Annotated in this window: 31 protein-coding genes and 1 pseudogene; 28 read left to right on the top strand and 4 right to left on the bottom strand. The window is 34.3% G+C overall.

Annotated features, from left to right (window positions below; translation table 11 throughout):
- Positions 1–61 precede the first annotated feature (61 nt).
- A complete protein-coding gene (locus KTQ83_RS06705; RefSeq protein WP_186999258.1) occupies positions 62–415 on the top strand; it encodes a hypothetical protein in 354 nt (117 codons plus the stop codon).
- A 14-nt stretch (positions 416–429) separates the two neighbouring features.
- Here the strand turns inward: KTQ83_RS06705 and KTQ83_RS06700 are convergent, their stop codons facing one another.
- A complete protein-coding gene (locus KTQ83_RS06700) occupies positions 430–2,043 on the bottom strand; it encodes a CTP synthase (RefSeq protein ID WP_217256343.1) in 1,614 nt (537 codons plus the stop codon).
- Positions 2,044–2,174: 131 nt separating this feature from the next.
- Between KTQ83_RS06700 and KTQ83_RS06695 the strand changes: the two genes are divergently transcribed.
- From KTQ83_RS06695 to KTQ83_RS06630, 14 genes are all read left to right on the top strand, one after another.
- Positions 2,175–3,332 carry an AI-2E family transporter gene (locus KTQ83_RS06695; RefSeq protein ID WP_186999260.1) on the top strand — a complete coding sequence of 386 codons (1,158 nt, stop codon included), beginning with the start codon at positions 2,175–2,177 and terminating at the stop codon, positions 3,330–3,332.
- A gap of 60 nt (positions 3,333–3,392) precedes the next feature.
- Positions 3,393–3,731 (top strand): ankyrin repeat domain-containing protein, encoded by a 339-nt coding sequence (locus KTQ83_RS06690; RefSeq protein WP_117924810.1) that lies wholly within the window; start codon positions 3,393–3,395, stop codon positions 3,729–3,731.
- A gap of 13 nt (positions 3,732–3,744) precedes the next feature.
- Entirely contained in the window at positions 3,745–4,704 is a 960-nt protein-coding gene (locus KTQ83_RS06685; protein ID WP_217256342.1) for a helix-turn-helix transcriptional regulator, read from the top strand.
- A 33-nt stretch (positions 4,705–4,737) separates the two neighbouring features.
- On the top strand, positions 4,738–6,207 hold the full coding sequence (locus tag KTQ83_RS06680; protein WP_217256341.1) for a DUF2779 domain-containing protein: 1,470 nt from the start codon (positions 4,738–4,740) through the stop codon (positions 6,205–6,207).
- Entirely contained in the window at positions 6,200–7,174 is a 975-nt protein-coding gene (locus KTQ83_RS06675; RefSeq protein WP_217256340.1) for a zinc dependent phospholipase C family protein, read from the top strand. Before KTQ83_RS06680 ends, KTQ83_RS06675 begins: the two co-directional genes overlap by 8 nt.
- A 251-nt stretch (positions 7,175–7,425) precedes the next feature.
- Positions 7,426–7,986, top strand: coding sequence for an elongation factor P (gene efp / locus KTQ83_RS06670; RefSeq protein WP_117924819.1), 561 nt, complete (start codon positions 7,426–7,428; stop codon positions 7,984–7,986).
- 66 nt (positions 7,987–8,052) lie between these two features.
- Entirely contained in the window at positions 8,053–8,817 is a 765-nt protein-coding gene (locus tag KTQ83_RS06665) for a hypothetical protein (protein ID WP_117924821.1), read from the top strand.
- An 11-nt stretch (positions 8,818–8,828) separates the two neighbouring features.
- Positions 8,829–9,479, top strand: coding sequence for a (d)CMP kinase (cmk, locus tag KTQ83_RS06660; protein ID WP_117924823.1), 651 nt, complete (start codon positions 8,829–8,831; stop codon positions 9,477–9,479).
- Between the two features lie 20 nt (positions 9,480–9,499).
- Complete coding sequence (gene der, locus KTQ83_RS06655) at positions 9,500–10,807, top strand: ribosome biogenesis GTPase Der (RefSeq protein ID WP_117924825.1); 1,308 nt, start codon at positions 9,500–9,502, stop codon at positions 10,805–10,807.
- 13 nt (positions 10,808–10,820) lie between these two features.
- Positions 10,821–11,816 (top strand): NAD(P)H-dependent glycerol-3-phosphate dehydrogenase, encoded by a 996-nt coding sequence (locus KTQ83_RS06650; RefSeq protein ID WP_217256339.1) that lies wholly within the window; start codon positions 10,821–10,823, stop codon positions 11,814–11,816.
- A gap of 1 nt (position 11,817) precedes the next feature.
- Complete coding sequence (locus tag KTQ83_RS06645; RefSeq protein WP_117924828.1) at positions 11,818–12,105, top strand: HU family DNA-binding protein; 288 nt, start codon at positions 11,818–11,820, stop codon at positions 12,103–12,105.
- A 38-nt stretch (positions 12,106–12,143) separates the two neighbouring features.
- Complete coding sequence (locus KTQ83_RS06640; RefSeq protein WP_217256338.1) at positions 12,144–13,514, top strand: LTA synthase family protein; 1,371 nt, start codon at positions 12,144–12,146, stop codon at positions 13,512–13,514.
- Positions 13,515–13,675: 161 nt separating this feature from the next.
- Positions 13,676–14,104 carry a hypothetical protein gene (locus tag KTQ83_RS06635; protein ID WP_117924832.1) on the top strand — a complete coding sequence of 143 codons (429 nt, stop codon included), beginning with the start codon at positions 13,676–13,678 and terminating at the stop codon, positions 14,102–14,104.
- A gap of 70 nt (positions 14,105–14,174) precedes the next feature.
- Entirely contained in the window at positions 14,175–14,501 is a 327-nt protein-coding gene (locus tag KTQ83_RS06630) for a YolD-like family protein (RefSeq protein ID WP_217256337.1), read from the top strand.
- An 8-nt stretch (positions 14,502–14,509) separates the two neighbouring features.
- Here KTQ83_RS06630 and KTQ83_RS06625 read toward each other — a convergent pair whose 3' ends face one another.
- Complete coding sequence (locus KTQ83_RS06625; RefSeq protein ID WP_217256336.1) at positions 14,510–15,769, bottom strand: Y-family DNA polymerase; 1,260 nt, start codon at positions 15,767–15,769, stop codon at positions 14,510–14,512.
- A gap of 153 nt (positions 15,770–15,922) precedes the next feature.
- On the opposite strand from KTQ83_RS06625, the gene KTQ83_RS06620 reads away from it, so the two are divergent.
- From KTQ83_RS06620 to KTQ83_RS06600, 5 genes are read left to right on the top strand one after another with little or no spacing between them, the layout of a single operon-like run.
- Positions 15,923–16,513 carry a helix-turn-helix domain-containing protein gene (locus KTQ83_RS06620; RefSeq protein WP_217256335.1) on the top strand — a complete coding sequence of 197 codons (591 nt, stop codon included), beginning with the start codon at positions 15,923–15,925 and terminating at the stop codon, positions 16,511–16,513.
- Positions 16,514–16,525: 12 nt separating this feature from the next.
- Positions 16,526–17,101 (top strand): histidine phosphatase family protein, encoded by a 576-nt coding sequence (locus KTQ83_RS06615; protein ID WP_117924838.1) that lies wholly within the window; start codon positions 16,526–16,528, stop codon positions 17,099–17,101.
- Between the two features lie 51 nt (positions 17,102–17,152).
- Entirely contained in the window at positions 17,153–17,392 is a 240-nt protein-coding gene (locus KTQ83_RS06610) for a DUF3791 domain-containing protein (RefSeq protein ID WP_217256334.1), read from the top strand.
- Complete coding sequence (locus tag KTQ83_RS06605) at positions 17,389–17,859, top strand: DUF3990 domain-containing protein (protein ID WP_117924842.1); 471 nt, start codon at positions 17,389–17,391, stop codon at positions 17,857–17,859. Before KTQ83_RS06610 ends, KTQ83_RS06605 begins: the two co-directional genes overlap by 4 nt.
- The gene (locus KTQ83_RS06600) at positions 17,856–18,068 is read left to right on the top strand and encodes a DUF3791 domain-containing protein (RefSeq protein ID WP_186999272.1); all 213 of its coding nucleotides are present in this window, start codon (positions 17,856–17,858) and stop codon (positions 18,066–18,068) included. Before KTQ83_RS06605 ends, KTQ83_RS06600 begins: the two co-directional genes overlap by 4 nt.
- Before the next feature lie 149 nt (positions 18,069–18,217).
- On the opposite strand, the gene KTQ83_RS06595 is transcribed toward KTQ83_RS06600, so the two are convergent.
- Positions 18,218–18,571 (bottom strand): cupin domain-containing protein, encoded by a 354-nt coding sequence (locus KTQ83_RS06595; protein WP_117924847.1) that lies wholly within the window; start codon positions 18,569–18,571, stop codon positions 18,218–18,220.
- A 145-nt stretch (positions 18,572–18,716) separates the two neighbouring features.
- Between KTQ83_RS06595 and KTQ83_RS06590 the strand changes: the two genes are divergently transcribed.
- The 8 genes and pseudogenes from KTQ83_RS06590 (at position 18,717) to KTQ83_RS12290 (ending at position 23,088) form a co-directional block, all read left to right on the top strand.
- On the top strand, positions 18,717–19,043 hold the full coding sequence (locus KTQ83_RS06590) for a winged helix-turn-helix transcriptional regulator (RefSeq protein ID WP_217256333.1): 327 nt from the start codon (positions 18,717–18,719) through the stop codon (positions 19,041–19,043).
- A 346-nt stretch (positions 19,044–19,389) separates the two neighbouring features.
- Positions 19,390–19,659: pseudogene (locus KTQ83_RS12715) on the top strand (NAD(P)H-dependent oxidoreductase); the annotation flags it as partial.
- Positions 19,629–19,757, top strand: a complete 129-nt coding sequence (locus KTQ83_RS12530; protein ID WP_280636086.1) for a hypothetical protein — start codon at positions 19,629–19,631, stop codon at positions 19,755–19,757. The pseudogene KTQ83_RS12715 and the gene KTQ83_RS12530, both read left to right, overlap by 31 nt.
- Positions 19,758–19,796: 39 nt before the next feature.
- The gene (locus KTQ83_RS06580; RefSeq protein WP_217256332.1) at positions 19,797–20,831 is read left to right on the top strand and encodes an alcohol dehydrogenase; all 1,035 of its coding nucleotides are present in this window, start codon (positions 19,797–19,799) and stop codon (positions 20,829–20,831) included.
- 199 nt (positions 20,832–21,030) lie between these two features.
- Positions 21,031–21,336 carry a type II toxin-antitoxin system RelB/DinJ family antitoxin gene (locus KTQ83_RS06575; protein WP_117924856.1) on the top strand — a complete coding sequence of 102 codons (306 nt, stop codon included), beginning with the start codon at positions 21,031–21,033 and terminating at the stop codon, positions 21,334–21,336.
- On the top strand, positions 21,336–21,662 hold the full coding sequence (locus KTQ83_RS06570) for a type II toxin-antitoxin system RelE/ParE family toxin (protein WP_244975800.1): 327 nt from the start codon (positions 21,336–21,338) through the stop codon (positions 21,660–21,662). The genes KTQ83_RS06575 and KTQ83_RS06570 overlap by 1 nt, the downstream gene beginning before the upstream one ends.
- 102 nt (positions 21,663–21,764) lie before the next feature.
- Positions 21,765–22,619: a YitT family protein gene (locus KTQ83_RS06565; RefSeq protein ID WP_186999275.1), complete on the top strand. Its 855-nt coding sequence runs from the start codon at positions 21,765–21,767 to the stop codon at positions 22,617–22,619.
- 253 nt (positions 22,620–22,872) lie between these two features.
- Entirely contained in the window at positions 22,873–23,088 is a 216-nt protein-coding gene (locus tag KTQ83_RS12290) for a hypothetical protein (RefSeq protein ID WP_244975799.1), read from the top strand.
- A 153-nt stretch (positions 23,089–23,241) separates the two neighbouring features.
- Here the strand turns inward: KTQ83_RS12290 and KTQ83_RS06555 are convergent, their stop codons facing one another.
- Complete coding sequence (locus tag KTQ83_RS06555) at positions 23,242–24,126, bottom strand: DMT family transporter (RefSeq protein WP_244975798.1); 885 nt, start codon at positions 24,124–24,126, stop codon at positions 23,242–23,244.
- Positions 24,127–24,201: the final 75 nt, after the last annotated feature.

Here is a 24,201-nt window from a genome sequence, read left to right as displayed (position 1 = left end):
ATTTTTAGAATATGAGTGTAATTTTGTCTTGACAAAGGTCACTTCATAACAGGTGATTCAAATGTTAGAGAAGCGTGTAGAAACTATATCGGATGATCGTTGGAAGAAAATAATAGAAGATTTTCAAAAACTACATGAAAATGAAGAACGGATCGAACGACAACTTGAACTTGAAGAAGCTCAAAAAGCAAAGGAAGAAGCAAAAAAGGCTTTACAAGAAGCGAATAAATTAAAACAAGAAGCTAATAAACAAGTAGAAGAAGCCAATAAACAAACTGAACTTGAAACAAAAAGAGCCGACGTAGCAGAGAAACAGATTCAAGACATGATCCTTCGCCTTTCTAGTACAATGGATGTAAAAGCCATGGCTATACTATTGAATATGTCTGTGGATGAAATTAAAAAGTATATATAAAAAAAGAAAAGTCACTATTTGTGACTTTCTCTGTTTTCTAGACTGGCCTTAACTAAACTCACAAATAATGGGTGTGGACGGTTGGGTCTAGATTTAAATTCAGGATGATATTGTACACCAATGTAGAATGGGTGATTCTTATACTCAATGGCTTCAACCAATTGTTTATCCGGACTTGTTCCGACAATCATCATATCGTTACGTTCAAATTCAGAACGATATTCGTTGTTGAATTCATAACGATGACGATGTCTTTCATCAATCATATCTTTTTTGTAGCAAGACCAAATATTTGTATCGGCTCTTAATGAACATGGATAAGATCCTAAACGCATGGTTCCACCTTTACGAATATCATTACTTTGATCTTCCATGAAATCAATGATTGTATGTTTACTTTGTGGATCAAATTCAAAAGAGTTGGCATCCTTTAAACCTAGTGCACCGCGAGCAAAGGCAATGGCTGCAATCTGCATACCTAAACAGATACCTAAATAAGGAATTTGTTTTTGTCTTGCGTAAGAAGCTACACTGATCATACCTTCAATACCACGATCTCCAAAACCACCAGGTAAAATGATTCCATCAGTATCTTTAAAGACTTCATCTAAGTTGGCATTTTCTAAGCCTTCTGAATCGATCCATTGAATGTTGACTTTGGCATGATTTTCAAAACCACCATGATACAAGGCTTCACTGACTGATAAATAGGCATCGTGTAAGGCCACATATTTACCAACTAAGGCAATATTTACAGGTTTTGTGCTTGCCTTAATGTTGTCGACAACTTGTTGCCACTCACTTAAATCCGGTTTACGAACTTCAAGACCTGTCTTTTCACAGACGATATCCGCAAGATTTTGTTCTTCTAACATAAATGGTACTTCATATAGAGAAGGAAGTGTCTTATTTTGAATGACACAACGTTTTTCAACATTACAGAATAATGAAATTTTGTCTAATACAGACTGCGGAATGGTTTCATCACAACGCGCCACAATGATATCTGGATTTATGCCATAAGACTGTAATTCTTTTACGGAATGTTGAGTTGGTTTTGATTTATATTCCTGTGAACCCGAAATATAAGGGATGTAAGTGACATGGATGAAGAGACAGTTTTTACGACCAACCTCTAAGGCAACCTGACGAATGGATTCTAGAAATGGTAAGCTTTCAATATCGCCAGTCGTACCACCAATCTCGGTAATTACGACATCGGCAGCTGCATGTTCTCCTGCACGAATTACGAAACTCTTGATTTCATTGGTAATATGCGGAATAACTTGAACGGTTTCACCAAGATATTTTCCATCACGCTCTTTATTGATGACATTCCAATAGACACGTCCAGTGGTAAGATTGGAATACGTGTGTAGGTTTTCATCAATGAAACGTTCATAATGGCCTAAATCCAGGTCGGCTTCTAATCCATCATCTGTGACATATACTTCACCATGTTGGAAAGGGGACATTGTTCCTGGATCCACATTGATATAGGGATCAAGCTTTTGACTTGTTACCTTGTAGCCGCGGGACTTTAAAAGACGGCCAAGACTGGCTGCACTGATACCTTTACCTAGGCCAGAAACAACACCTCCTGTTACGAAAATGTACTTTGTACTCATTTGTTTCACCTCTACTTTTTTCTTTTAACTCGTGAATTTTACACCTATGAAAAAAAGATGTAAATAAAAAATTTAAAAAAATGATTTTCAATGTAAAAGATAGTATAATAAATTCGATTGAGGTGGTTTTGATGAACCTACATGAAAAAGAAAAAATGTACCAAAGACTCATTATTTTAACCTTATTAATCTGTATGGTTATCTATTATTTTGAAAAAATCGTTGATTTTTTGGCATGGATTGGTGCAATGTGTCTGCCATTTTTATTTGGTGCAGGACTTGCCTTTGTGTTTAATATTATATCGAACAATCTCATGTGCTCTTTAATCAAATGGTTTGATATTAAAGATACAAAAATTAAAAGAGTCTTATCTAACATTTTATCCATCTTCATTGTGTTTGCTGTATTTGCCGCCTTTGTCGGTATTGTCATACCTAAGATTCTATTTTCGATTCAATTGTTGATGTCAAACTTCCCACAAATGATCTATGAATTCTATATATGGCTTTTAGATATCACAAAACATGTAGATGTAGTGCACAACTTTTTACAACACTTAGATATCAATGCCTTTAGTACATTTGCGATTGATAATGTGAGTAAAAAAATCAGTTCCTGGCTTGTATCTGGAGGAGCCAATGATATATTTGGTTCCATTTTTATGATTTTATCCACTACATTTTCTTGGTTTGCGCAAGCCTTTATCGCAATCGTATTCTCGTTTCTATTGTTGTTTAATAAAAAACAAGTAGTTCGTGAAACAAAATCTTTATTAAAGGCCTATCTTCCAGAAAAGGATTATGAAAAAACGCGCCACGTATTAAAGCTGATCATTCGTATTTTTACAAGTTATGTAGGCGGAACTTGTTTGGAATGCTTGATTTTAGCCAGTTTAGTTACTGCAGGATCTTTGATTATGAAGATTCCATATGCATTTTTAATAGGTCTAGTCGTTGGTATTGGAGCTCTTGTGCCAATGTTTGGCGCCTTGGTTGCAGCTCTATTATGTACTTTCTTTCTTGCGATAACATCTCCTGTACAAGGCTTTACATTCATTATTATGTTTATTTGTATTCAACAAGTTGAAGGAAACTTTATCTATCCGCACGTCGTTGGTAAGTCTGTAGGCTTTCCGCCTGTGTATATCATTGTGGCCATCACCATTGGAGCCAATGTAGCAGGTATTATTGGAATCATCATTTTTATTCCAATTTGTTCATGCATCTATCAGCTGGTAAGTGAAGATGTGTTAACTAGGCTTCAAAAAGTGAAAGAAGTATCCGATTAATTTGACATAAATGATGTCTATTTAAGTTGTATCCTTTGAGTATAGAAAGAAGGGTACAATATGAACGCAGAAAAAAGATTAGCTATGGATTTATTAGATGCTGTATGGAAAGAAGATGTACAAGGAGTTGAAAACTGCCTAGAACTTGGAGCAAGTCCAAGCTGGGTATTTAATGGATATCCTATCTTGATGCATGCCATCAGCATTGGAAATGAAGAAATTGTAAATATTTTAATTGATGCCGGAGCCATTCAGAAACAAGAAGCTTTAGGCTTTGCGCTTGAAAGAGGGATTGGTCAAATGATACGTCCACTTGTATTTCGTGGTATTGTTCCTAAACATTTTGAACCAAAAAAAGGCTTTGGCTACTATCCCCAAAGATTTTGCAGCACGCACTAAAAGGAGATAAAAAATGAATCGAACAAATCTATGCATTCGCATGTTACAACTATTAAAGGCAAGAGGGAAAATGAACACAACACAGCTTGCGACAGAACTTGAAGTCAATCCACGTAACATTCGTGAATTTAAAAAAGAGCTTGTATTAGCTGGATATAATGTAGAAGAAGTAAAGGGACGTTATGGAGGATACATCTTAAATGATGAATACGATCTTCCTGTCACTATTTTTAGTGACGAACAAAAGGATGCTTTGGTGCAATCCTATAAGTTTATGCGTACACAAAAAGACTTTAAACCCCTTCTACTATATTGTGATGCGATGGATAAGATTATTTCGACAAGCAAGATTTCATCTAACGATTCCTTACACTATATGTCCAATTCTATGGAATTAGACGAAAAGATCTCCCACATGATTGATAAGACGCAACAAGCCATGAACCATGGTCTTTGCGTTCTTTTGTCGTACCAGTCTTTACAGGATGAGTCCCCTAAACAATTTGAGGTTGAACCCTATGAAATCATTCACTACCATAAGTCGTATTATTTAATTGGTTTTTCTTTATTAAGAAAAGACTATCGCATGTACCGTTTTAGTTCGCAACGTATGTTTTCATGTGAAATTTCATCGAGACACTTTATTCGAGATAATCACTTTCATTTAAGTAACTACATCGGGGAACATTCTTTGATTCCTTTAGATTTAAAACTTGTGTCAGTGAGAGTTTACCATGAAAATAATGGGCTTCGTTTATTTAAAGAAAAACATTGGGGCAATAAACTACAAGCCATCAATAAACAAGAAGCGTACACAGACTTTGAGTTCTATACAGACGACATGTCAAACTTGTATCAGTCTTTGTTTTCTATGAGTGATCAAATGGAGATTTTAAATCCTGAAGATGTAAAAATTGCTTATTTGTCTCGTGTTCAAAAAATATTAAATGCGTATAGGGATGAAAAGAATTAAAAATTGAAGTACAATAGATATGGTGAATTTTTTATGTTACATGTATCAGATTTAATGCGTGAAATGAAATGTGACTGTTTTTGTTGGAACAGCGCCCACAATTCACTTCACCAGGAAAGTTTTTATAAAATGGATTGTCCATTCTCCGATCTATGGCGAAATTATTTAAATGCGAATGAGTGTGGCTTAGGTCATTCCATGGATTCAAACGAACAATCTTTAAAATTATTAAAAGAAAACGAAGTTGTATGTTTTGCACGCTTTGAATATAAGGAGTGTCGTACAAAGATTCCATATCTAAAAAAATTAGAGGATGGATATATGGCCGTGTATCCACATTTGAGTGCGTATCCTAAAGAAAATGAAGCATTGATCATGAAGGTCAATCAAATGATTCTTTCGCATTGTGGCGTTGACATTGTCGAAAATCGCATTGCCTATTTAAATAAAGAATATGTTCGTCAGGATGCGTTGGATTTAAATGAACTGTTATGTATCAGCGACAAACTATTCAATAAGCGTAACCACTTATCGAAAACAATTGCCGAATGTATGGATGAAGTGGAAGTGGATTTGGATAGTTGGATTGAAAGAACAAAAGAAATTTTAAATCGACCAAGTGTTACGCCAGTACGCACAAAACAATGTACAGCTTTAAGAAGGTGCAACTATTATTCTGTCTGTTTTGATGAATCTAATGAACCAGACGACTCGATTTTATTCTTTACAACCAATCAACATAAGCTGGATGCGTATGATCGTGGTATTCGTCATATTCATGAGTTGCCATTGAATCAAATTGAAGGATTCCGCCTTCAATATGCGCAATATATGGCTAGTAAAACGCAAAAACCATTTATGGATCGTGCCGCTTTACAGGTATGGATGAAACAAATCAAATATCCAATTTCGTATTTGGATTTTGAATGGGATACCTTTGCGGTGCCACCCTATAAGAATATGAAGCCTTTTGACGTATTATGTTTTCAATATAGTCTTCATGTAGAAACTTCGGATGGAAATTTAACTCATTATAACTTCTTTGAATCCAAAGATTGCCGTCGCCATTTTATTGAACAATTGATCAAAGACCTTCCTAAAACGGGAACGATTCTTGTTTATAATATGGAGGGAGCTGAAAAGCTGAGATTGAAACAATTAGCGAGTCAATTTGAAGAATATAGGGAAGAATTAGAGTCAATTTGTTCAAGAATGATTGATTTATCAAAACCATTTGAGGCAGGACTCTACTACAATTCAAAAATGCGTGGTCATTATTCATTGAAGAGTATATTGCCTGTATTCTCAAAAGATGTTTCTTATCATGATTTGGATATCCAAAATGGTTTAAATGCCGTGTTTGCGTATCGTACATATGATGAGAAGGACGAAGAAGAGAAAAAAGAAGTAAAAGAAGCTATTTCAACATATTGTCAGATGGATACATATGCAGAATATGTTGTATATCATGGCTTGATCAAGGAGGTAGAAAAAGATGCCTAATATTATTACTCATACTTTATTTGCACAGGAAATCTTTGATAAGGTGGATGAAAACACGCATGATTTATTTGAACCTAGACTTCACTTATTGGAAATTGGTTCGAATGGCCCGGACTTTTTATTCTTTCATGGTATGAATCCAAAAGATTTTTTTAAAAAGAGTGATTTACGTGTTTCAGGAAGTATGTTTCATGCGGGTCATGTGAATGAATTTTATCAAAAAGCTTTGATTTCCATTCGTAATGAAACAGATGAAGAAATAAAGAAAGATATGATGACTTATGTTTGTGGACATTTATGTCACTGGGCATTAGATGCGACAAGCCATCCATATGTGTTCTATCGCACGGGAACTTGCAAAGGCAAGAGTGCATGGTACCATCATCGTTTTGAATCGTTGATTGATGCGATCATGTTGAAGGTGAAAAAAAAATGTACGATTGAAGATTTTAAATTCTATGAAATCAGTGATGCATCTAAAGAAGAAGCTCGTGCCATTGCACGTATTTATGTGCCTGCGATCCGTCAGATTCTAGGTTTTGAAATCAAGCCTCATCAAATCATGGAAAGCTTGAAGGATTGGCACTTTATTGAATCCTTATTCTATGATGCTTATGGAGATAAGCTAAAGGCACTTCAAACATTAGAGACTTTCACCAAAGCCTACAATTCATTGTCTGGATATATCGTACCTAATGAGCCGGATGATCCATATGATGTAATGAATTTATTACATACACGTTGGGTACATCCAAGTGATGATACATTGGTTTCAACAGAAAGTTTCTTCGACTTATACGATAAAGCCCAACTTCTTGCGATGGAGGCAATTCGCTTATTCTTAGCAGCATGTGAAAATCCAGATTTAGATGGTTATTTATTAAATCTAATTCAAGATCGTAACTATAATTTGGGTACAAATGATCGCAAGGAAATGATAAATTTTGATTTAATTTACGAAAAATAGGTGGAAGGGTTTACAAGTTTACAAATTAGGCGTATTATAAAGATGGTAAGAGAAAGAAAGTATGGCTCACCTTTCGACTCAATATCCATCTTGTGTGTATATATCCTTCCTTAAAACACATAAGAAATTACTTTGTCGATCCTTTCGATGAGAGAAAGCACTTCGGTGCTTTTTTTCTTTTTCTTGACAATTTTTTTGCGTGATATAAAATAATTTAGGTTATACATACAATTTAAAAGGAGTTAATAAACATGATTAGTTCAAATGATTTAAAACCAGGTCTTACAATTTTAGTGGATGGCGAAATCTATACGGTTTTAGAAGCATCACAAAATAAAACAGCTCGTAGTGCCATGGTTGTTAAGGCGAAAGTTCGTAATGTTCGTACTGGAAGTAATGTTGAATTGTCTTGGGGTGGTGGCGAAAAGGTTGAACCAGCTCAGATTGAAAAAAGAGAAATGCAGTATTTATATGATACAGATGAAGCTATGGTATTTATGGACAATGAAACATATGACCAGGTTGAAATTCCTATGGATCGTTTAAAATGGGAAAGAAACTTTATTGTTCCAAATTCAAACGTAAATATTTCTAGCTATGAAGGTGAAATCTTAGGTGTTATTTTACCGGATAAAGCAACATTGAAAGTTGTTGAATGCGAACAGGCGGTAAAGGGAGACACAGCTACAAGTGCTAGTAAAAATGCTGTATTAGAAACTGGATTAGAAGTTAAAGTTCCTTTATTCATCAACCAAGATGAAATGATCGTTGTCAACACAAACGACGGAAAATATTCAGGACGTGCAAAATAGGCAATCGCCTATTTTTCTTTTTTTGCGAGATAGTGTATAATAGTAAGGAATGTTTAGGAGGTACTTATGACTCAACTTTCAAGAAAACAAAAGTATCAAGAACTTAGAGATCGTTTAGATGAAGAAACAACTGCTGCTCAAGCGCAGCCAGTGAAACTACAAAGATTATCGCGTGTAGATAGTGGCTCACATGCCAACAAACCATTGTATCCACATGATACAGTGCGTGTTTCACCTACTGTAAAAGAAATGCCTACATCTCCAGTGATGGAAGATCTGCTTGGAGAAGTGAAGCAATATAATATTGATAATGGTAACCGTATCACAGATGATACACAGATCAATATTTTAAAACAGTTAGACACAACAAGTAGTGATACAATGAAGAGAAATCAACATGTGATTCCTATGGATACAGATGATGAAGATTTAGGTTCAACAATGAAGATTTCAAAACCAAGACAAACAATCACTCGTCAAGAACCTAAAGAAGAAAAAATCGTTCTTACAAGTCAGGATGTAGAGGATGTTAAAAAGCCATTGGATGATGAATTGGATTTGATGTATCTTTCTCATGATGATTTTGATAAAACGGAAGAACAACCTAAAAAGGATAAGAAGAAAAAGTCAAAGCGCAAAAAAGAAAAGCGTGATGAACTTGAATCTATGCCTAGCGCAAAAATGCGTATGAAAACTTCTGATTTTGAAAAGGCTAGTAGTCACAAAGAAAAGAAGAGCTCAGAAATCGTATTGAATGTCGTTTTAGCTATATTGATCTTAGCTTTAGTTGCGATCATCGGCTATTTAGTATGGACATTTAAGAATATTTAATGAGGATGGACATGAAAAAAATTAATATTGCGATTGATGGCCCTAGCGGGGTCGGTAAAAGTACGATTGCGGATATTGTTGCAGAAAAGTTAAATATGCGCCATTTAGATACGGGTGCTATGTATCGTTGTGTGGCGTATAAAACTTTAAAAGATGGAGTCAATATTCAAGATGAAAAGGCAATGTCAGATTTGATGGACACAATTGACATTCATTTTGATGAAGATAACCATGTATATTTAGATGGGGAAGATGTATCTAAAGAAATTCGTATGAATAATGTATCTATGCAGGCTAGTAAAACAAGTCAGCTTGGTATTGTACGTAAAAAATTAGTGAATCTTCAACAAAAAGTATGTGCTAATAAAGGCTTTATTGTAGATGGTAGAGACATTTGTTCTGTTGTTTTGCCAGATGCAGAAGTAAAAATCTTTATGAGTGCATCGAGTAAGGCTAGAGCCCAAAGAAGATATGATGAATATATTTCAAAGGGAATCGATGCTGATTATGAAACGATCTATCAGGATATTGTCGCAAGAGACTATCAGGATATGCATCGTGAAATTTCGCCTTTAGTAAAAACAGAAGATGCGATTGAAATTGATACTTCTGATTTAACAATTGATGAAGTCGTTTCAAAAGTATTAGATATAGTTGGATAATGTAGAAAGGGGACCACAATATGATTCGAGGTACTGTGGCCATCGTAGGTCGGCCAAACGTCGGAAAATCAACGATATTCAATCGATTGATTGGACAAAGAAAGAGCATTGTAGATGATACACCCGGAGTAACAAGAGATAGAATTTATGGTGAAGTGGAATGGCTGACACAAACTTTTCGCTTGATCGATACGGGTGGTATTCAAATTGAGGACCAGGCATTTGCCCAGGAAATCAATATGCAGGTAGATATTGCGATTGAAGAAGCGGATGTCATTATTTTCTTAACTTCTGCCAAAGAAGGAGTAATGACAGATGATACAATTATCGCAAGAAAGCTGCAAAAGTGTAAAAAACCAGTTATCTTAGCTTGCAACAAAGTGGACAATCCAGAAATGCAGATGAATGTATATGAATTCTATGCGTTAGGTCTTGGAGATCCAATTGCGATTAGTGGGGCACATGGCATTGGACTTGGCGACTTGTTGGATGTCGTGATGGAAAAACTTCCAGAAAAAGATATCGCTCCATATGAAGGAATTACTTCATTCTGTTGCATTGGACGTCCTAATGTTGGAAAATCAAGTTTGGTTAATTCCATCTTAAAAGAAGATCGTGTTATAGTATCCAATGTAGAAGGTACTACGCGTGATGCGATCGATACGCCATTTTTTGTGGATGATAAAGAATATATGATCATTGATACGGCAGGTATTCGTAAAAAAGGTAAAATCTATGAGAATATTGAAAAATATTCGATCTTACGTGCTTTAAGTGCAATTGATCGTAGTAATGTCGTGTTATTCTTGATTGATGGTGAAAAGGGTATTCGTGATCAAGATAAGCATGTGGCTGGTCTTGCGCATGATGCTGGTAAAGGTGTTATCATTGTCTACAATAAGTGGGATACAGTTGAAAAAGATGAGAAGACCATGTCAAAGATTGAAAAGGAAATTCGTGCTCAATTCTTGTATTTGAATTATGCACCTATTGCGTTTACTTCTGCACTTACTGGAAGTAAAGTGAATCAATTGATTCCTTTGATTGATCAAGTGCATGATGCATGTACATTGCGTATTCCAACTAATGTATTAAATGATGTCATTTTGGATGCACAGATGATGAATCCGGCAAAACCTCACTTGGGAAAACAATTAAAGATTTATTATGCGAGCCAAGTTGCGGTTGAGCCACCGACAATTGTCTTATTTGTCAATGATCCAGAATTATTGCATTTTAGTTATGCTCGTTATATTGAAAATAAGTTAAGAGAAGCGTTTGGCTTTACGGGAACTCCAATTAAGATTTTGGCTCGTAAACGCTCATAGTAAGGAGTTAAATATGCGTACAGTTGTGATTGGTAGTGGAAGCTGGGGAACAGCTTTAGCTCAAGTATTACAAGATAATCATCAAGAAGTTTTAGTGTATGGTGTTGCAGAAGCTGAAGTTAATGATATTAATGAAAATCATAAAAACTCAAAGTATTTTGGAGATGTTGAATTAAATCCAGAATTAAAGGCAACAACAGATATTCAATGTATCAAAGGAGCCGATATTGTATTGTTGGCAGTACCAACAATCGCAATTGATCCAATTTGTCACCAAATCAATGATATATTAGATAAAAAGACAATTATCATCAACGTTTCTAAGGGATTCCACCCAGAAACAAATGAAAGAATGTCTGAAGTTATTCGTCGCTGTATTGATGAAGATAAATTAAGTTCCGTCGTAAGTTTAATTGGTCCAAGTCATGCAGAAGAAGTTGTCATTCGTTTATTAACTACAATTGATGCGATCAGTTTAAACAACAAGGATGCCGTAACCGTTCAAAACTTATTCTCAAATCAATACCTACGTATTTATACAGGAAATGATGAGATTGGTTCTGAACTTGGTGTAGCCATTAAAAATGTTATGGCTATCGCATCCGGTATCTTATCTGGTTTAGGCTATCAAGATAATACGCGTGCAGCCTTGATTACGCGTGGTTTACAGGAAATGATTCGTTATGGTGTTCATTTTGGTGGGCAACAAAAAACGTTCATGGGTCTAACTGGAATTGGAGACTTGATTGTAACTTGTACGAGTGTACATTCTCGTAACTTTGAAGCGGGTTACCAAATTGGAAAAGAGAATTCGGTTGAAAACTTCTTTAAGAACAACACAAAAACGGTAGAAGGTGTTCGTACCGCAAAAATTGTTCATCGTGTTGCGAAAAAAAATGGTATTGATATGCCAATTTGTGAAGAAGTTTACCAAATTTTATTCAATGGAAAACTTCCAAGTGAATGTGCACAAGATTTAATGATTAGAGATTTAAAGAAGGAATTTTAATATGGGAAAGTATGTAAATAAAGAGTCTTTAACACAGGCTTTATCAATCAATTTAAATTTGTCTAAAAAAGACGCAGCATTTGCGGTAGACTTAATTTTTAATGAAATGAGTGATGCCTTGGCAAGTGATGGTCATGTAGATATCACAGCTTTTGGTAAGTTTGAAATTTTTGATCGTAAATCAAGAATGGGAATCAATCCTGTCACAAAAGAAAGAATGATGATTCCGGCTACAAAACTTCCAAAGTTTCGTCCAAGTCAGACTTTAAAGAATAAGTGCAACAAATAGGTCATATGACCTATTTTTGTCTTTAGAAAGGATGGATCATGAGCTTATTTATTGTGACATTAGGCTTTACATTAGCTATTTCAAGTAAGTGGGCCTATTCTTATTTTGGTTTATCGAGTTTTGAACAAATTGTATACCACATTAAAGTTCCTTTGGAAGGTACCAATACGCAATTTATTTTTGGATGGATGAAAAAATGTTTACTTCCTGGTTTTATTTTTGGCCTCATTTTTAGTTGGATTTCTATAAACATAGCCAAACTTATTCTTTTACTTTGTTGTATATATGGTCTTTGTCAAATTCATTTTTTTTCATATGTTTTTAACCAATTTAAGAAGACGGATTTCTTTGATAAATACTACGTTGAATCTGAAGTTATTTCACCTGAAAAGAAGATGAATTTTATTCATATCTATCTAGAATCGATGGAAACAACATATGCCACAAAAGAAGATGGAGGTAATGCAGATGAAGATTTATTGCCTTATCTGACTCAGCTTACAAAAGACTCCGTTTCTTTTTCACAAAATGAGAAAATTGGTGGAGCTAGAGTCTTAACAGGAACGGGTTGGACAACGGGAGGTATTGTTGCGAGTACGTCGGGTATTCCTTTAATTTTTAGTTTAAAACATAAATTTTGTAAGAACAAAGTTCCATTTATGCCTAATGTAAATACCCTTGGAGATATTCTAGAAAAAGATGGATATCATCGTGTCTTTATGATTGGTTCGGATGCGACATTTGGTGGAAGAAGAAGCTATTTTGATCAACATGGTCATTATGATATTCAAGATACCGTTTCTTTAAAGAAAGAAGGAATTCTTGACAAGGATTATCATGAATTCTGGGGGTTTGAGGATGATAAATTGTTTGAATTTGCGAAAGAGAAAATCTTAAGTTTATCAAAATCATCCAAACCATTCGATTTCGAAATGTTGACAGTCGATACGCACCATCCTTATGGGTATCAATCCAAAAATTGTAAGAATATCTTTAAAGAATCCTTATCGAATTCGATTTATCATACAGATGAAAATCTAAAAGATTTTATGGAATGGTTAAAGAAACAAGATTTCTATAAAGATACTGTTATAGTCATTCAGGGTGATCATACAAGTATGGCGGCTGAATATATTCATGATACATATTCATCTAACTATGATCGTCGAGTGTGGAATGCGTTTATTCATTCTAGAGTGAAACCTAAAAAAGAAAAAAACCGTGACTTTACGACCATGGATTTTTATCCTACAATATTAACAGCTTTAGGATACAAGATTAAAGGCGATAAGCTTGGTTTAGGGACCAATCTATTTAGTGATAAACCAACACTTACAGAAGAGATCGATGCAAATCGAGTTGATAAAGAGATAAAAAGAAATTCAACTTTCTATAGGAGGCTCATGTGAAAAAAAGATTACGCAGTTTCATTATTATATTAGTTGTGGCGTTCATTGTTTTTTCGATGATGGTCACGACCTTTATGCAGATGCTTCGATTCTAACATTCCTTAGTGGAATGTTTTTTCATTTTAAAGTACAATGTAAATAGATGAATCGAGGTTTTAATTATGACAAAAAAACAAAAAATCAAATTTATAGCGTTATTAACAACAACGGCTTCTTTAGCTGTTGGATCTTACTTCTTTAAAAAGAAAGTAGAGAAGATGAAAGAGGATGGTACATTTAATACAATGGTCTTTAAAAAGCGTTTAAACCAATATTTAAAGGCAGCTAAAAAAGATGAATTAACTTTAGAAATCATTGATGGCTTACTAGCTGAATTGGATAAGATGAATGATTTCAAGGCAACGCACGAAGGTTTTGAATTGAATCTAGATACAGATAAGTATATGGAACTACAAGATTATCTTGATGCCTACTATTCTCGATTGGCAAGTTCAAATCATTTTAAACAAGCGGATACCAATGAAGATAATACGCAAGTACGTTTAAGGAAGTGTTTGAACACACAAAAATATATTTTAGAAAATTTCTAAAGAAAGTCTCAAATCTATCTTGAATTTATATAATAAACACGTATGATATCCTTATAAGGATGTGATACACATGGATTTAATACATAAGAAAAAAGAAAATCGGGCTCAGATCTTTCAGAGCTTTGATTCTTTAAAAGACTTTAAAGAAATGATTCAAAAATGTGAAGTAGAAATTGTCAGCCCAAGAATTTTATCGCAAGATGATTATGAAATCTTAGACGAAAGAGTGCATGAAATTCCAAAAGGAAAACTTGTCACGATTGAGTATTATGATCGTATCAATTATAAAAGAATCACAGGCGTAGTTTCTAAAATCAATCTGGATACGCAAATACTTCAAATCGTAAAGACAAAGATCAACCTGAAACAAATTAGCTACATACAATTAGAGGAGTGAAAACTCCTCTAATATGCGTTATGGCCACCAATTAATGTATTTCGTTTTTTAGCGGTCGCAAAGTCTAAGGCGTTCATCCCTTTTAAGATGGCATTCTTGCCATAGCGATGCTTGATTTGAACTAAGGTTTCCTGTAGCTTTTTTTCTCGTTCTACTTTTCCTACGTCTGTAAATAAATCATAATTCTCATAATAATATTCATCTTTCACATCTTGAAAACCAATCGCAATCTGTCGAATGGGATAGTTTGGATTCACAATGCGAATATAGAGTCGTTTGAATTCTTCTAATAAGATGGAATAGGAGTTTGTACAGTTGGTAATCTTACATGAGCCACAGCTTGGTTTGATACAATCTTTAGAGTAGCTAATCATAAGAGAAATTTGTTTAGTCACTAAATGTTTCTCGGTTAATGTCAATACATTTTGATCCACCATTTCTTTCATAACCACAAAGGCATTTTGGTAGGAATAATCCTCAAAAAGAATTTGGGAATTGGATATAGAATGTTGTTTCGATTTATAATTTTTAATGTCTTGAATGGTCGTAGGCTCTTTGCCCCAAGCATGGTCAATGATATATTCGGCATTCACACCAAATTCTTTATATAATATTTCAATAGGAAATTGACACAAGTCATACATGTCATAAATGCCTAATTTGTGTAATCTTCTTTCCGTTCCATTTCCAAGCATCCAAAAATCTGTTAATGGAACATGATGCCATAATGTTTGGCGATATAAGTCTTCATTTAAATAGGCCATGCGATCGGCATTGTGCTTGGCGGATATATCCATCGCAATCTTAGCTAAATACAGATTGGTTCCAATCCCAACAGTCGCTGTAAGACCTGTTTTTTCATAAGTTCGATCTAATATTTTTTTTGCGAGATTTTTAGCACTTACTTGATAGAGTTTTAAATAGCTTGTGACATCCAAAAAGGATTCGTCAATGGAATAGACATGAATATCTTCTTTGGCAATAAATTCCAAGAAGACTTTATAGACTTTGCAGCTATATTCCATATACAAGTGCATTCTAGGTGGAGTAATCATATATTCAATTTTTGGATCAATTTCAAAAATACGACCACGACTCGATACGCCTAGTTTTTTGATGGCAGGTGTTGCAGCAAGAGTAATGGCACCACCACCTCGTGTAGGATCTGCCACCACAAGGTTGACTTCAAATGGATCAAGGCCAAGTTCCACGCATTCTACGGATGCATAAAAGGATTTTAAATCAATACATAAATATGTTTTTTGCATAAATACCTCCACCCCCCTATATCGTTCGTATAAAATCATAGTTAAAAATAAATAAAAATTCAAGATAGATTTGAGACTTTATTAAAAAGTTAATAAATTTTCACTGGTATTTTATTTATTTTTTGATACTATATAGATAAAGGTGGTGTAACTATGCAGTTAAGGCAATTATTACTACAATATGAGATTGAAAATAACATTAAACATGATGAGGCGGCTAAAAGAATAGGAATTGGGCGTGCTACATATTTTCGTTGGTTAAAGGGTGAAAGCACACATTTAAAGGCCAATACATTAAAGAAACTATCCGATATGCTGGATTGTGATGTCAAAAGTATTTTGGATGAGGAAGAAAGAATCAAACCAATCGTTGGTAGTGTAAAAGCCGGATATGATGGCTTTCCAATGGAAGATATTGAGGGATATATTGAATTAAATCGTCATGATGGAAAAAAAGGCGATTACTTTTTACGTGTACGTGGAGACTCTATGATCAACGCTCATATATATGAGGGGGATCTTGTCTTTGTGAAACAGACAAATAAAGTGGAATCTGGAAGTATTGCGATTGTACTTGTGGGTGAGGAAGCAACATTAAAGCGTGTTTTATATAAAAAGGGTTTAATGATTTTAGAAGCCGCAAATCCTAAGATTGACACAAAGGTTTTTACGCCTGAAGAAGTTGAAAAATTGCCGGTAAAGATTATTGGGAAAGTCTTATATGCTCGTAGAGACTTTGATTGAGGGAATGATTGAATGAAGATTTGGATTACTAGACATGGCCAAACAGCTTTAAATAAGCAAAAATTAATGCAGGGACTTACAGATGAACCTTTAAATGAGACGGGAATTCAACAAGCGAAAGAGGCCAGAAAAAAGATTGGTGATATTCATTTTGATGCGGTATATGCAAGTCCTCTACAAAGAGCGATTCAGACAGCATCGATTATTGGCAATGTAGATCAAAAGGATGTAAAGATTGATTCTCGTATTATTGAAGTGGATTTTGGGAATTACGAGCTTCGTAGCTACTTTAAATTAGGATTAAAAATGACTTCCTATTGGGCTTTTCCTGAATTATTGCCAAATCCTAAGTCAGTTGAATCTGTCAAAAGTATGGTCAAACGAAGTCAATCCTTTTTAAAGGAACTTGAAAAGAAGAATTATGAGAATGTATTGATTGTATGCCATGGTGGTATCATCCGTTCTTTATGTGGCTATCTAGAAGATCGTAAAAATGGTATTAAGTGGAGACCAAAGCCAAACAATTGTGAGATTCGTGTTTATGAATCCAATCATGGTAAGCATACATTCATTGAAACATTCAAGTAAGAGATGAAAAGAATAAATAAAACGAAATAGAAGTTTGGAGGTTACAAGTGCATGAAAATGGATAAGATGATGTGTGGAAGTAGAGAATTAGAATTCGCCATTTTTTGTATTGAAAATGTTGCGTCAAGACTTCATGTTGATGCACAAAATGTATATGTAGCCTTAAGCGAGCAGACAAACATTTTGAACGATTATATTATCCCAGAGTATGAGGTATTGCACACACAAAGTAAGGATTATATTGTGGATGATATTATTGACGTTATGCACGAAAGGGGTGTAAAGCTATGATCTTATATCATGGTTCATTTGTAGCGGTAAATCAGCCGGATTTGGTACATTCTAGAAAGAATGTAGATTTTGGAAAGGGCTTCTACGTAACTCCAATTTTTGAACAAGCAAAAAAATGGTGTAACCGATTTAAACGACGTGGCAAAGAAGGCATTGTATCACGATATATCTTTGATGAAGAATCATGTAAAGATTTAAAGGTATTGAAATTTGAGGCCTACTCAGAAGATTGGCTAGATTTCATTTTGAACTGCAGAAGCGGACAAGACGGTACAGATTATGATCTTATTGTTGGTGGTGTTGCGAATGATAAGGTGTTTAATACAGTAGAGCTGTATTTTGATGGATTCATTGATAAAGCAGAAGCCATTAAAAGGTTACAATATGAGAAACCCAATTTGCAGATAGCTTTTCGAACAATAAAGGCACTTTCATATCTGAAATTTGAGGGGAGTGAAAAACTATGAAGGCAAATCCAATTCTTTTGCAGAAGAAATATGCTCGTGTTGTAGAACTTTTTGCGAAAGAGAATAATGTTTCATTGGAAAAGGCTTTAGACATATTTTATCGGTCAAAGCTTTATCAACTCATGAGTGAAGGAGTATCCGATATGCACTGCATGAGTGACGAATATCTAGTTTGTGAACTCGAAGAAGAATGTAAGTATACAAAATAGCTTGCTTTCATGCATTATAAGAAAATGGATGTCATATGCAGAAGGTGTTCAACTGATTTCAAAAGATGAAAAGATTTATTGTCTTCCTGAAAAAAACAATCCTCCAAACCATCAGGGCCGGGAGGATTTTGTGTAGTTATGCAATATTTTTAATAAATGATAGCATCATTTACTGTGAATCCGTCAAGTGAGTTTTCTTTCACTTGAATGCAAATATAAGTGATACTTGAATCACTTGCAGCAAAGAATTGACGTTTTGCCGCAGGGCTAATTTTCAACCAGTCACCAGCAGTAATTTCGACAGTATCCCCATCAATGATAGCCGTTCCTTTTCCGGCAATAACCCCATAGATTTCTTCATTATTCTTATGAGAATGAACGAAAGGAACACTTGCACCAGCAAGAAAAGTATTAATACTTACTTCAGCACCGGTTAAAGAAAGTGCTTCATGAAGTTCTGTACGACCTTCATTACCAACATTGATTTTTTTGTAGTTTGACATTTGAATGACCTCCATTTTTATTTGCAACCTTGTTGCTTGATTATAGTATAATCATTTACGCATTCAAAAAATAGTACGCACCTTTTTGTTACTGTACATAATAAAATTAATGTGCCATAATCTATATGTAATGAGGTGACTGCATATGAAGAAAAAAAATGAGCTTCCGGCATGTCCTGTAGCAACATCAGTGTCCTTAATAGGCGGTAAATGGAAGTTAATGATAATAAGAAATTTAAGAAATCGTCCATGGAGATTCAATGAACTTCAAAGAGATTTAGAAGGAATTTCTCAAAAAGTACTAACTGATAGTCTAAGACAAATGATAGATGATGGTCTTGTGTATAGAAATGATTATCATGAGAATCCACCGAAAGTTTATTATGGACTTACAGACCTTGGAAAAGAAATGATGCCTATTATTGATGCATTGGTAGATTTTGGTAATTATTACAAAACGATTGTTGATTAATATAGGATCCCCTTAACGGATAAAGTGAACCAAAAATGAAAAAGGTTCACTTTTTTCATCAATATACTTAAGATAGAATGTAATGTGTTACACTATTTATATATAAAACATATGCTTATGAAAAGAAATGAGGAAATATATGAAATCATTAGTATATATAGATGCATGTATGCGTAAAGATTCTAGCACCCGCAGAATTGCCAAGCCAATTATTTCTTAGCTATCTGAAAGATATACTATTACGAAGTTTGTTTTAAATGAACTTCCTCTTGAAATTGTAAAGGAAGATCGTATTCAACAAAGAATGCATGGAAACTATGATCCATAATCATTATCATGGGCAAAGAAGATTCGTGATGCAGATCAAATCGTAATAGCTGCTCCGTTTTGGGATATGTCCTATCCGGCTGCACTTAAGAATTTTCTAGAATTCTGTTCCGTATTTAATGTTACTTTTAAAAGTGATGATAAAACTTGTTACGGTAATTGTAAGGCAGAAAAACTGTTGTATATCACTACATGCGGTATAGATATTTCTACCTATGATCCATTCGAACTGGCTACACCTTATTTAAAGACGCTAAGTTGGCTTTGGGTATTGGTCCTATGGATGTGATATCTGCACAGAACATGGACTATGTTTCGGATGATGAAGTAGAAAAGAAAGTGCAACAGGCTATAAAAACTGGATTACATCTTGTTGAAACTTGGTAAATCGTTTAACAATAAGAATAGAAAAGGAGTAAAAATTGTATGTTGACATATACTTATTTAGAAAAAGGAAAATTTGAGTTGATGGAAAAACCAAAACCGATACTTCTTCATGAAAGGGATGCGATTGTAAAAGTAACACTTGCGAGCATTTGTTCAAGTGATCTGCATATTAAACATGGTAGTGTTCCTCGTGCAGTACCTGGTATTACTGTTGGACATGAAATGGTTGGGATTGTAGAAGAAGTAGGAAGTAAAGTGACTCATGTAAAGCCTGGAGATCGTGTAACGGTGAATGTGGAAACATATTGTGGAGAATGTTTTTTCTGCAAGAATGGATTTGTGAATAATTGTACGGATGATAATGGAGGATGGGCTCTTGGCTGTCGTATTGATGGTGGACAAGCTGAATATGTGCGTGTTCCTTTTGCAGATCAAGGATTGAATAAAATCCCTGAACAAGTTAGTGATCGGCAGGCTTTGTTTGTAGGGGATGTGTTAGCTACAGGATATTGGGCAACTCGTATTTCTGAAATCAAAGAAGAGGATACTGCATTGATTATTGGTGCAGGTCCTACAGGTATTTGTACTTTATTGTGTGTGATGCTTCAAAAGCCAAAAAGAATAATCATGTGTGAAAAAGATGAACATCGTATTGAATTTATCCATGAACATTATCCGGAAGTTTTAACAGTAACTCCAGAAGAATGCAAAAACTTTGTACTAGAAAATAGTGATCATGGTGGAGCAGATGTTGTTCTTGAAGTTGCGGGCGTACCCTCTACTTTTCAGCTTGCATGGCAATGTGCAAGACCAAATGCGATTGTGACAATAGTCGCTTTATATGATGAACCACAAGTTTTACCACTTCCAGACATGTATGGAAAAAACTTGATCTTCAAAACAGGGGGTGTTGATGGTTGTGATTGTGAAAAGACTTTACAATTAATTGCACAAGGTAAGATCAATACAGAACCTTTGATTACACATACGTATCCTCTTAGTAAAATTGCCCAAGGGTATGATTTATTTGAAAATAAAAGAGATGGTGTAATTAAAGTGGCAATAGAGTGCTGATTTCAACTACAGAAAAAGGAATCCGATAATCATGTATTTCAACATGGTTTCAGGATTTCTTTTTTTGACATTTTTTAGCTGAATTAACTAATATAATAAGACATGTTTGTGAAAATTTATACCATATATTACAATAACAACATTAATTGCTTGCGAACGCAAGCAATTAATGTGTATAATAAAGAAAAGGAGTGATACTATGGCAAATACAACTGCTGTTTATGCTAGAATAGATACCAAACTTAAAGATAATGCCGAGAGCATTCTTTCTCAGCTTGGCATTTCTCCATCCAGTGCAATTCAGATGCTTTATAGCCAAATCGTACTGAAAAAAGGTATCCCATTTGATTTGAAGCTTCCTTCTTCTGAACCATTAGCTGTTGGTGCAATGACAAAAAAACAGTTAGACAAAGAGCTTCAAAAGGGAGTTGATTCCATCAATACTGGAAATGTGTATTCTGCAGATGAAGTAGATACAATACTCGCAAAAGAATTTGGAATATGATGAATAACTATAAAGTCAGCTATTCTGGAGAGGCACTTTCCGATTTACGTGAAATTTATTCTTATATTTCGTATGAACTTCTTGTTCCTAAAACTGCTGCCGCTCAAATAAAGCGTATTCGAGAAAAAATCCGTTCATTAGATTTTATGCCAGCTTGTCATGAGCTAGTTGGATGGGAGCCTTGGCAATCGATGAATATGCATCAGCTGCCTATAGATAATTATATTGCATATTATCTTGTTGATGACAAGACAAAGATGGTTATAATAACTCGAATATTCTATGGCGGCCGTGACATTAAAGGAATTATTAATTCAAATATATAAACTGAAATGGAACTTTTAACTAGGAGTTCCATTTTTAGTGTGCATTAAGATAGGTTTATTTGATAAAATAAAGACACAATGAATGACTAGGAGACAATTACGATGAATAAACAATACAATTATACAAATATCATAAATGAAACTCTAATATTGACTGTTGCGGTTGGAATTATTGGTGCAGCCGTCTATTTTTTTCTTGTGCCCAGTCATACTTCAGTAAGTAGTATTTCTGGATTGGGTATTATACTATCTAATTTTATACCTCTACCATTATCAGTCATCACCATGATTTTAAATGTCGTTTTATTGATTATTGGATTTTTGACTTGTGGTAAAGAATTTGGCGTAAAAACAGTATATACAAGTATTATGCTTCCTGTTTTTCTTGCATTTTTTGAAATTATTTTTCCAAATTTTGTATCTTTCACAAACAGTCAAGAACTCGATGTATTGTGCTACATTCTTGTAGTGAGCGTGGGACTGAGTATTTTATTTAATCGAAATGCTTCATCAGGTGGTCTTGATATTGTCGCAAAGATCATGAATAAATATCTGCATATGGAACTAGGAAAAGCAATGTCCTTATCGGGTATGTGTGTGGCCTTATCCGCAGCCCTTGTTTATGATAAGAAAACAGTTGTATTAAGTATTTTGGGCACTTATTTTAATGGCATTGTTCTAGATCACTTTATCTTTGATCATAATATTAAACGAAGAGTATGTATCATCACTCCAAAAGAAAAAGAGCTTCGTGAATTTATCATTCATGAACTACATAGTGGAGCAACCGTGTATGAAGCGTATGGTGCATACAACATGGAAAAGCGCAATGAAATCATCACAATCGTGGATAAAGCGGAATATCAAAAGTTGATGAAATTCATCAATACACTCGATCCAAAAGCATTTATCACTGTATATAATGTATCGGATATGCGATATCAACCAAAGATTTGAGTAAGGCAAGGCCTTACTTTTTTTCCTTTATTATGACCTATTTGGACAATACATTTGATTCTAAATGGCTAAATGATTAATATGAAGATAAGGAGATAGGGTATGGATAAAAGGGTAATTATTAATTGTGTAATCATAATTTTAATTTGGATTTGTAATCGTATGGCTTATTATTACTTATCGGGAAATACAAGTTTAATTGTGAGTGGCATAATCCTAATTATTGGCTGCTTAATAATGTGGGGGTTCAACCATGAATATCGATGAATATATAAGATTTGATGATATAAATAAACAATTTACCATTCCATCCGGTACATATTCTTATAGTGATGTAGTTCGTGTTTTTGTCTTAAATGAAAAGGCTAAAGGAAAGGGTATTCCATTTACGGCTATACTTCCTTCAGGACCATTACCATTTGGGATTCTACAAGATCCATATCTATTTGTTGGAGTAAAGGTTGTATAAAAGATGAAACTATTTTGGCCATATATGTTTCTAAAGAAAAGACGATGGTCAATATGAATCAATATATTAAAGATCGCAAGGTTGCAGAAAAGATAAAAGAGGTGATGAAAAAGAAGCTGAATCGATTTTAAGGGAAATTAAAAAAAGAATCGGTTAAGATTCTTTCTTCTTGTATTCAGATATAATTAATCCGGATAAAGTAAGTATGGTTCCAAGAACAATACATGGCGTAATCTTTTCATGTAGGATAATTACTGAAAAGATAATTGTGGCAATGGGGTTTAAATATACATATTGATTGGTTCTAACACTTCCTAATATGGAACAAGAATAGTTCCAAATCACAAAACATCCTGCACAAGCTACTACACCTAAGAAAAGTAGATTTAATAGATTGAGTGGGATTAGAATCTCATCCATGGATACATCAAATCCTAATATTGGAAGGCTGATTGTCATAAAGAAAAGTCCCCACGCAAAGATTCGTTTCGTATTTTGAATGGAAGTATGTCCTAATTCATTGACTTTCTTTAATACAACACTATAAATAGCCCACATGATGGCTGCCACAATGGTAAGAATATCTCCTTTTGGAGATAGGTGCATTTGTTGGCCATTGAAGCTAATGAAGAAGATTCCAATAAAGGCTACAATAAATCCTACCACAAAGTTCATTTTAAAAGGCTCATCCTTAAAACATAAATAGGCAAGTATCGAAGTAAAGAATGGAGCTATCGATATTATGACACCTACATTTGTGGCATATGTATAGACTAGAGCTGTACTTTCTATAAAGTAATATAAGAAAACACCGGTTAATCCACTTAGAATATACCAAATCTCATCTTTTCTATTTTTTAGTTTTAATATTTTAGGACTTAAAATGCATAGCGTTAAAAAACCAATTAAAAAGCGTATAAATAACAGTTCAATGGGTGTGAAACTATCTAAAAGAATCTTACTCGATACAAAGGTAGAACCCCAAATCATAATGCACACAAAAGCTAAAATATGTCCGATCATTGTTTTATTTTTCATGCCAAATAATTATAACAAGAGGCTATGTCACAACAAACAGTTGATAAATAGCCATTTTTATAGGGGAGTATCAGA

The organism is Holdemanella porci, assembly GCF_019052655.1.
Lineage (GTDB): Bacteria > Bacillota_I > Bacilli_A > Erysipelotrichales > Erysipelotrichaceae > Holdemanella > Holdemanella hominis.
This window is presented reverse-complemented; position numbering and strand designations above follow the sequence as displayed.

What these genes read in the sequence shown, in the direction of transcription:
- KTQ83_RS06625 (WP_217256336.1), bottom strand. Translation starts at nt 15,769, where the DNA reads ATGCAAAAAACATATTTATGTATTGATTTAAAATCCTTTTATGCATCC.
- KTQ83_RS06685 (WP_217256342.1), top strand. Translation starts at nt 3,745, where the DNA reads ATGAATCGAACAAATCTATGCATTCGCATGTTACAACTATTAAAGGCA.
- KTQ83_RS06595 (WP_117924847.1), bottom strand. Translation starts at nt 18,571, where the DNA reads ATGTCAAACTACAAAAAAATCAATGTTGGTAATGAAGGTCGTACAGAA.
- cmk (WP_117924823.1), top strand. Translation starts at nt 8,829, where the DNA reads ATGAAAAAAATTAATATTGCGATTGATGGCCCTAGCGGGGTCGGTAAA.
- KTQ83_RS06645 (WP_117924828.1), top strand. Translation starts at nt 11,818, where the DNA reads ATGGGAAAGTATGTAAATAAAGAGTCTTTAACACAGGCTTTATCAATC.
- KTQ83_RS06640 (WP_217256338.1), top strand. Translation starts at nt 12,144, where the DNA reads ATGAGCTTATTTATTGTGACATTAGGCTTTACATTAGCTATTTCAAGT.
- KTQ83_RS06570 (WP_244975800.1), top strand. Translation starts at nt 21,336, where the DNA reads ATGAATAACTATAAAGTCAGCTATTCTGGAGAGGCACTTTCCGATTTA.
- efp (WP_117924819.1), top strand. Translation starts at nt 7,426, where the DNA reads ATGATTAGTTCAAATGATTTAAAACCAGGTCTTACAATTTTAGTGGAT.
- KTQ83_RS06605 (WP_117924842.1), top strand. Translation starts at nt 17,389, where the DNA reads ATGATCTTATATCATGGTTCATTTGTAGCGGTAAATCAGCCGGATTTG.
- KTQ83_RS06565 (WP_186999275.1), top strand. Translation starts at nt 21,765, where the DNA reads ATGAATAAACAATACAATTATACAAATATCATAAATGAAACTCTAATA.
- KTQ83_RS06575 (WP_117924856.1), top strand. Translation starts at nt 21,031, where the DNA reads ATGGCAAATACAACTGCTGTTTATGCTAGAATAGATACCAAACTTAAA.
- KTQ83_RS06680 (WP_217256341.1), top strand. Translation starts at nt 4,738, where the DNA reads ATGTTACATGTATCAGATTTAATGCGTGAAATGAAATGTGACTGTTTT.
- KTQ83_RS06665 (WP_117924821.1), top strand. Translation starts at nt 8,053, where the DNA reads ATGACTCAACTTTCAAGAAAACAAAAGTATCAAGAACTTAGAGATCGT.
- KTQ83_RS12290 (WP_244975799.1), top strand. Translation starts at nt 22,873, where the DNA reads ATGAATATCGATGAATATATAAGATTTGATGATATAAATAAACAATTT.
- KTQ83_RS06650 (WP_217256339.1), top strand. Translation starts at nt 10,821, where the DNA reads ATGCGTACAGTTGTGATTGGTAGTGGAAGCTGGGGAACAGCTTTAGCT.
- KTQ83_RS06700 (WP_217256343.1), bottom strand. Translation starts at nt 2,043, where the DNA reads ATGAGTACAAAGTACATTTTCGTAACAGGAGGTGTTGTTTCTGGCCTA.
- KTQ83_RS06695 (WP_186999260.1), top strand. Translation starts at nt 2,175, where the DNA reads ATGAACCTACATGAAAAAGAAAAAATGTACCAAAGACTCATTATTTTA.
- KTQ83_RS06630 (WP_217256337.1), top strand. Translation starts at nt 14,175, where the DNA reads ATGGATTTAATACATAAGAAAAAAGAAAATCGGGCTCAGATCTTTCAG.
- KTQ83_RS06600 (WP_186999272.1), top strand. Translation starts at nt 17,856, where the DNA reads ATGAAGGCAAATCCAATTCTTTTGCAGAAGAAATATGCTCGTGTTGTA.
- KTQ83_RS06690 (WP_117924810.1), top strand. Translation starts at nt 3,393, where the DNA reads ATGAACGCAGAAAAAAGATTAGCTATGGATTTATTAGATGCTGTATGG.
- KTQ83_RS06610 (WP_217256334.1), top strand. Translation starts at nt 17,153, where the DNA reads ATGAAAATGGATAAGATGATGTGTGGAAGTAGAGAATTAGAATTCGCC.
- KTQ83_RS06555 (WP_244975798.1), bottom strand. Translation starts at nt 24,126, where the DNA reads ATGAAAAATAAAACAATGATCGGACATATTTTAGCTTTTGTGTGCATT.
- KTQ83_RS06635 (WP_117924832.1), top strand. Translation starts at nt 13,676, where the DNA reads ATGACAAAAAAACAAAAAATCAAATTTATAGCGTTATTAACAACAACG.
- der (WP_117924825.1), top strand. Translation starts at nt 9,500, where the DNA reads ATGATTCGAGGTACTGTGGCCATCGTAGGTCGGCCAAACGTCGGAAAA.
- KTQ83_RS06615 (WP_117924838.1), top strand. Translation starts at nt 16,526, where the DNA reads ATGAAGATTTGGATTACTAGACATGGCCAAACAGCTTTAAATAAGCAA.
- KTQ83_RS06705 (WP_186999258.1), top strand. Translation starts at nt 62, where the DNA reads ATGTTAGAGAAGCGTGTAGAAACTATATCGGATGATCGTTGGAAGAAA.
- KTQ83_RS06675 (WP_217256340.1), top strand. Translation starts at nt 6,200, where the DNA reads ATGCCTAATATTATTACTCATACTTTATTTGCACAGGAAATCTTTGAT.
- KTQ83_RS06590 (WP_217256333.1), top strand. Translation starts at nt 18,717, where the DNA reads ATGAAGAAAAAAAATGAGCTTCCGGCATGTCCTGTAGCAACATCAGTG.
- KTQ83_RS06580 (WP_217256332.1), top strand. Translation starts at nt 19,797, where the DNA reads ATGTTGACATATACTTATTTAGAAAAAGGAAAATTTGAGTTGATGGAA.
- KTQ83_RS06620 (WP_217256335.1), top strand. Translation starts at nt 15,923, where the DNA reads ATGCAGTTAAGGCAATTATTACTACAATATGAGATTGAAAATAACATT.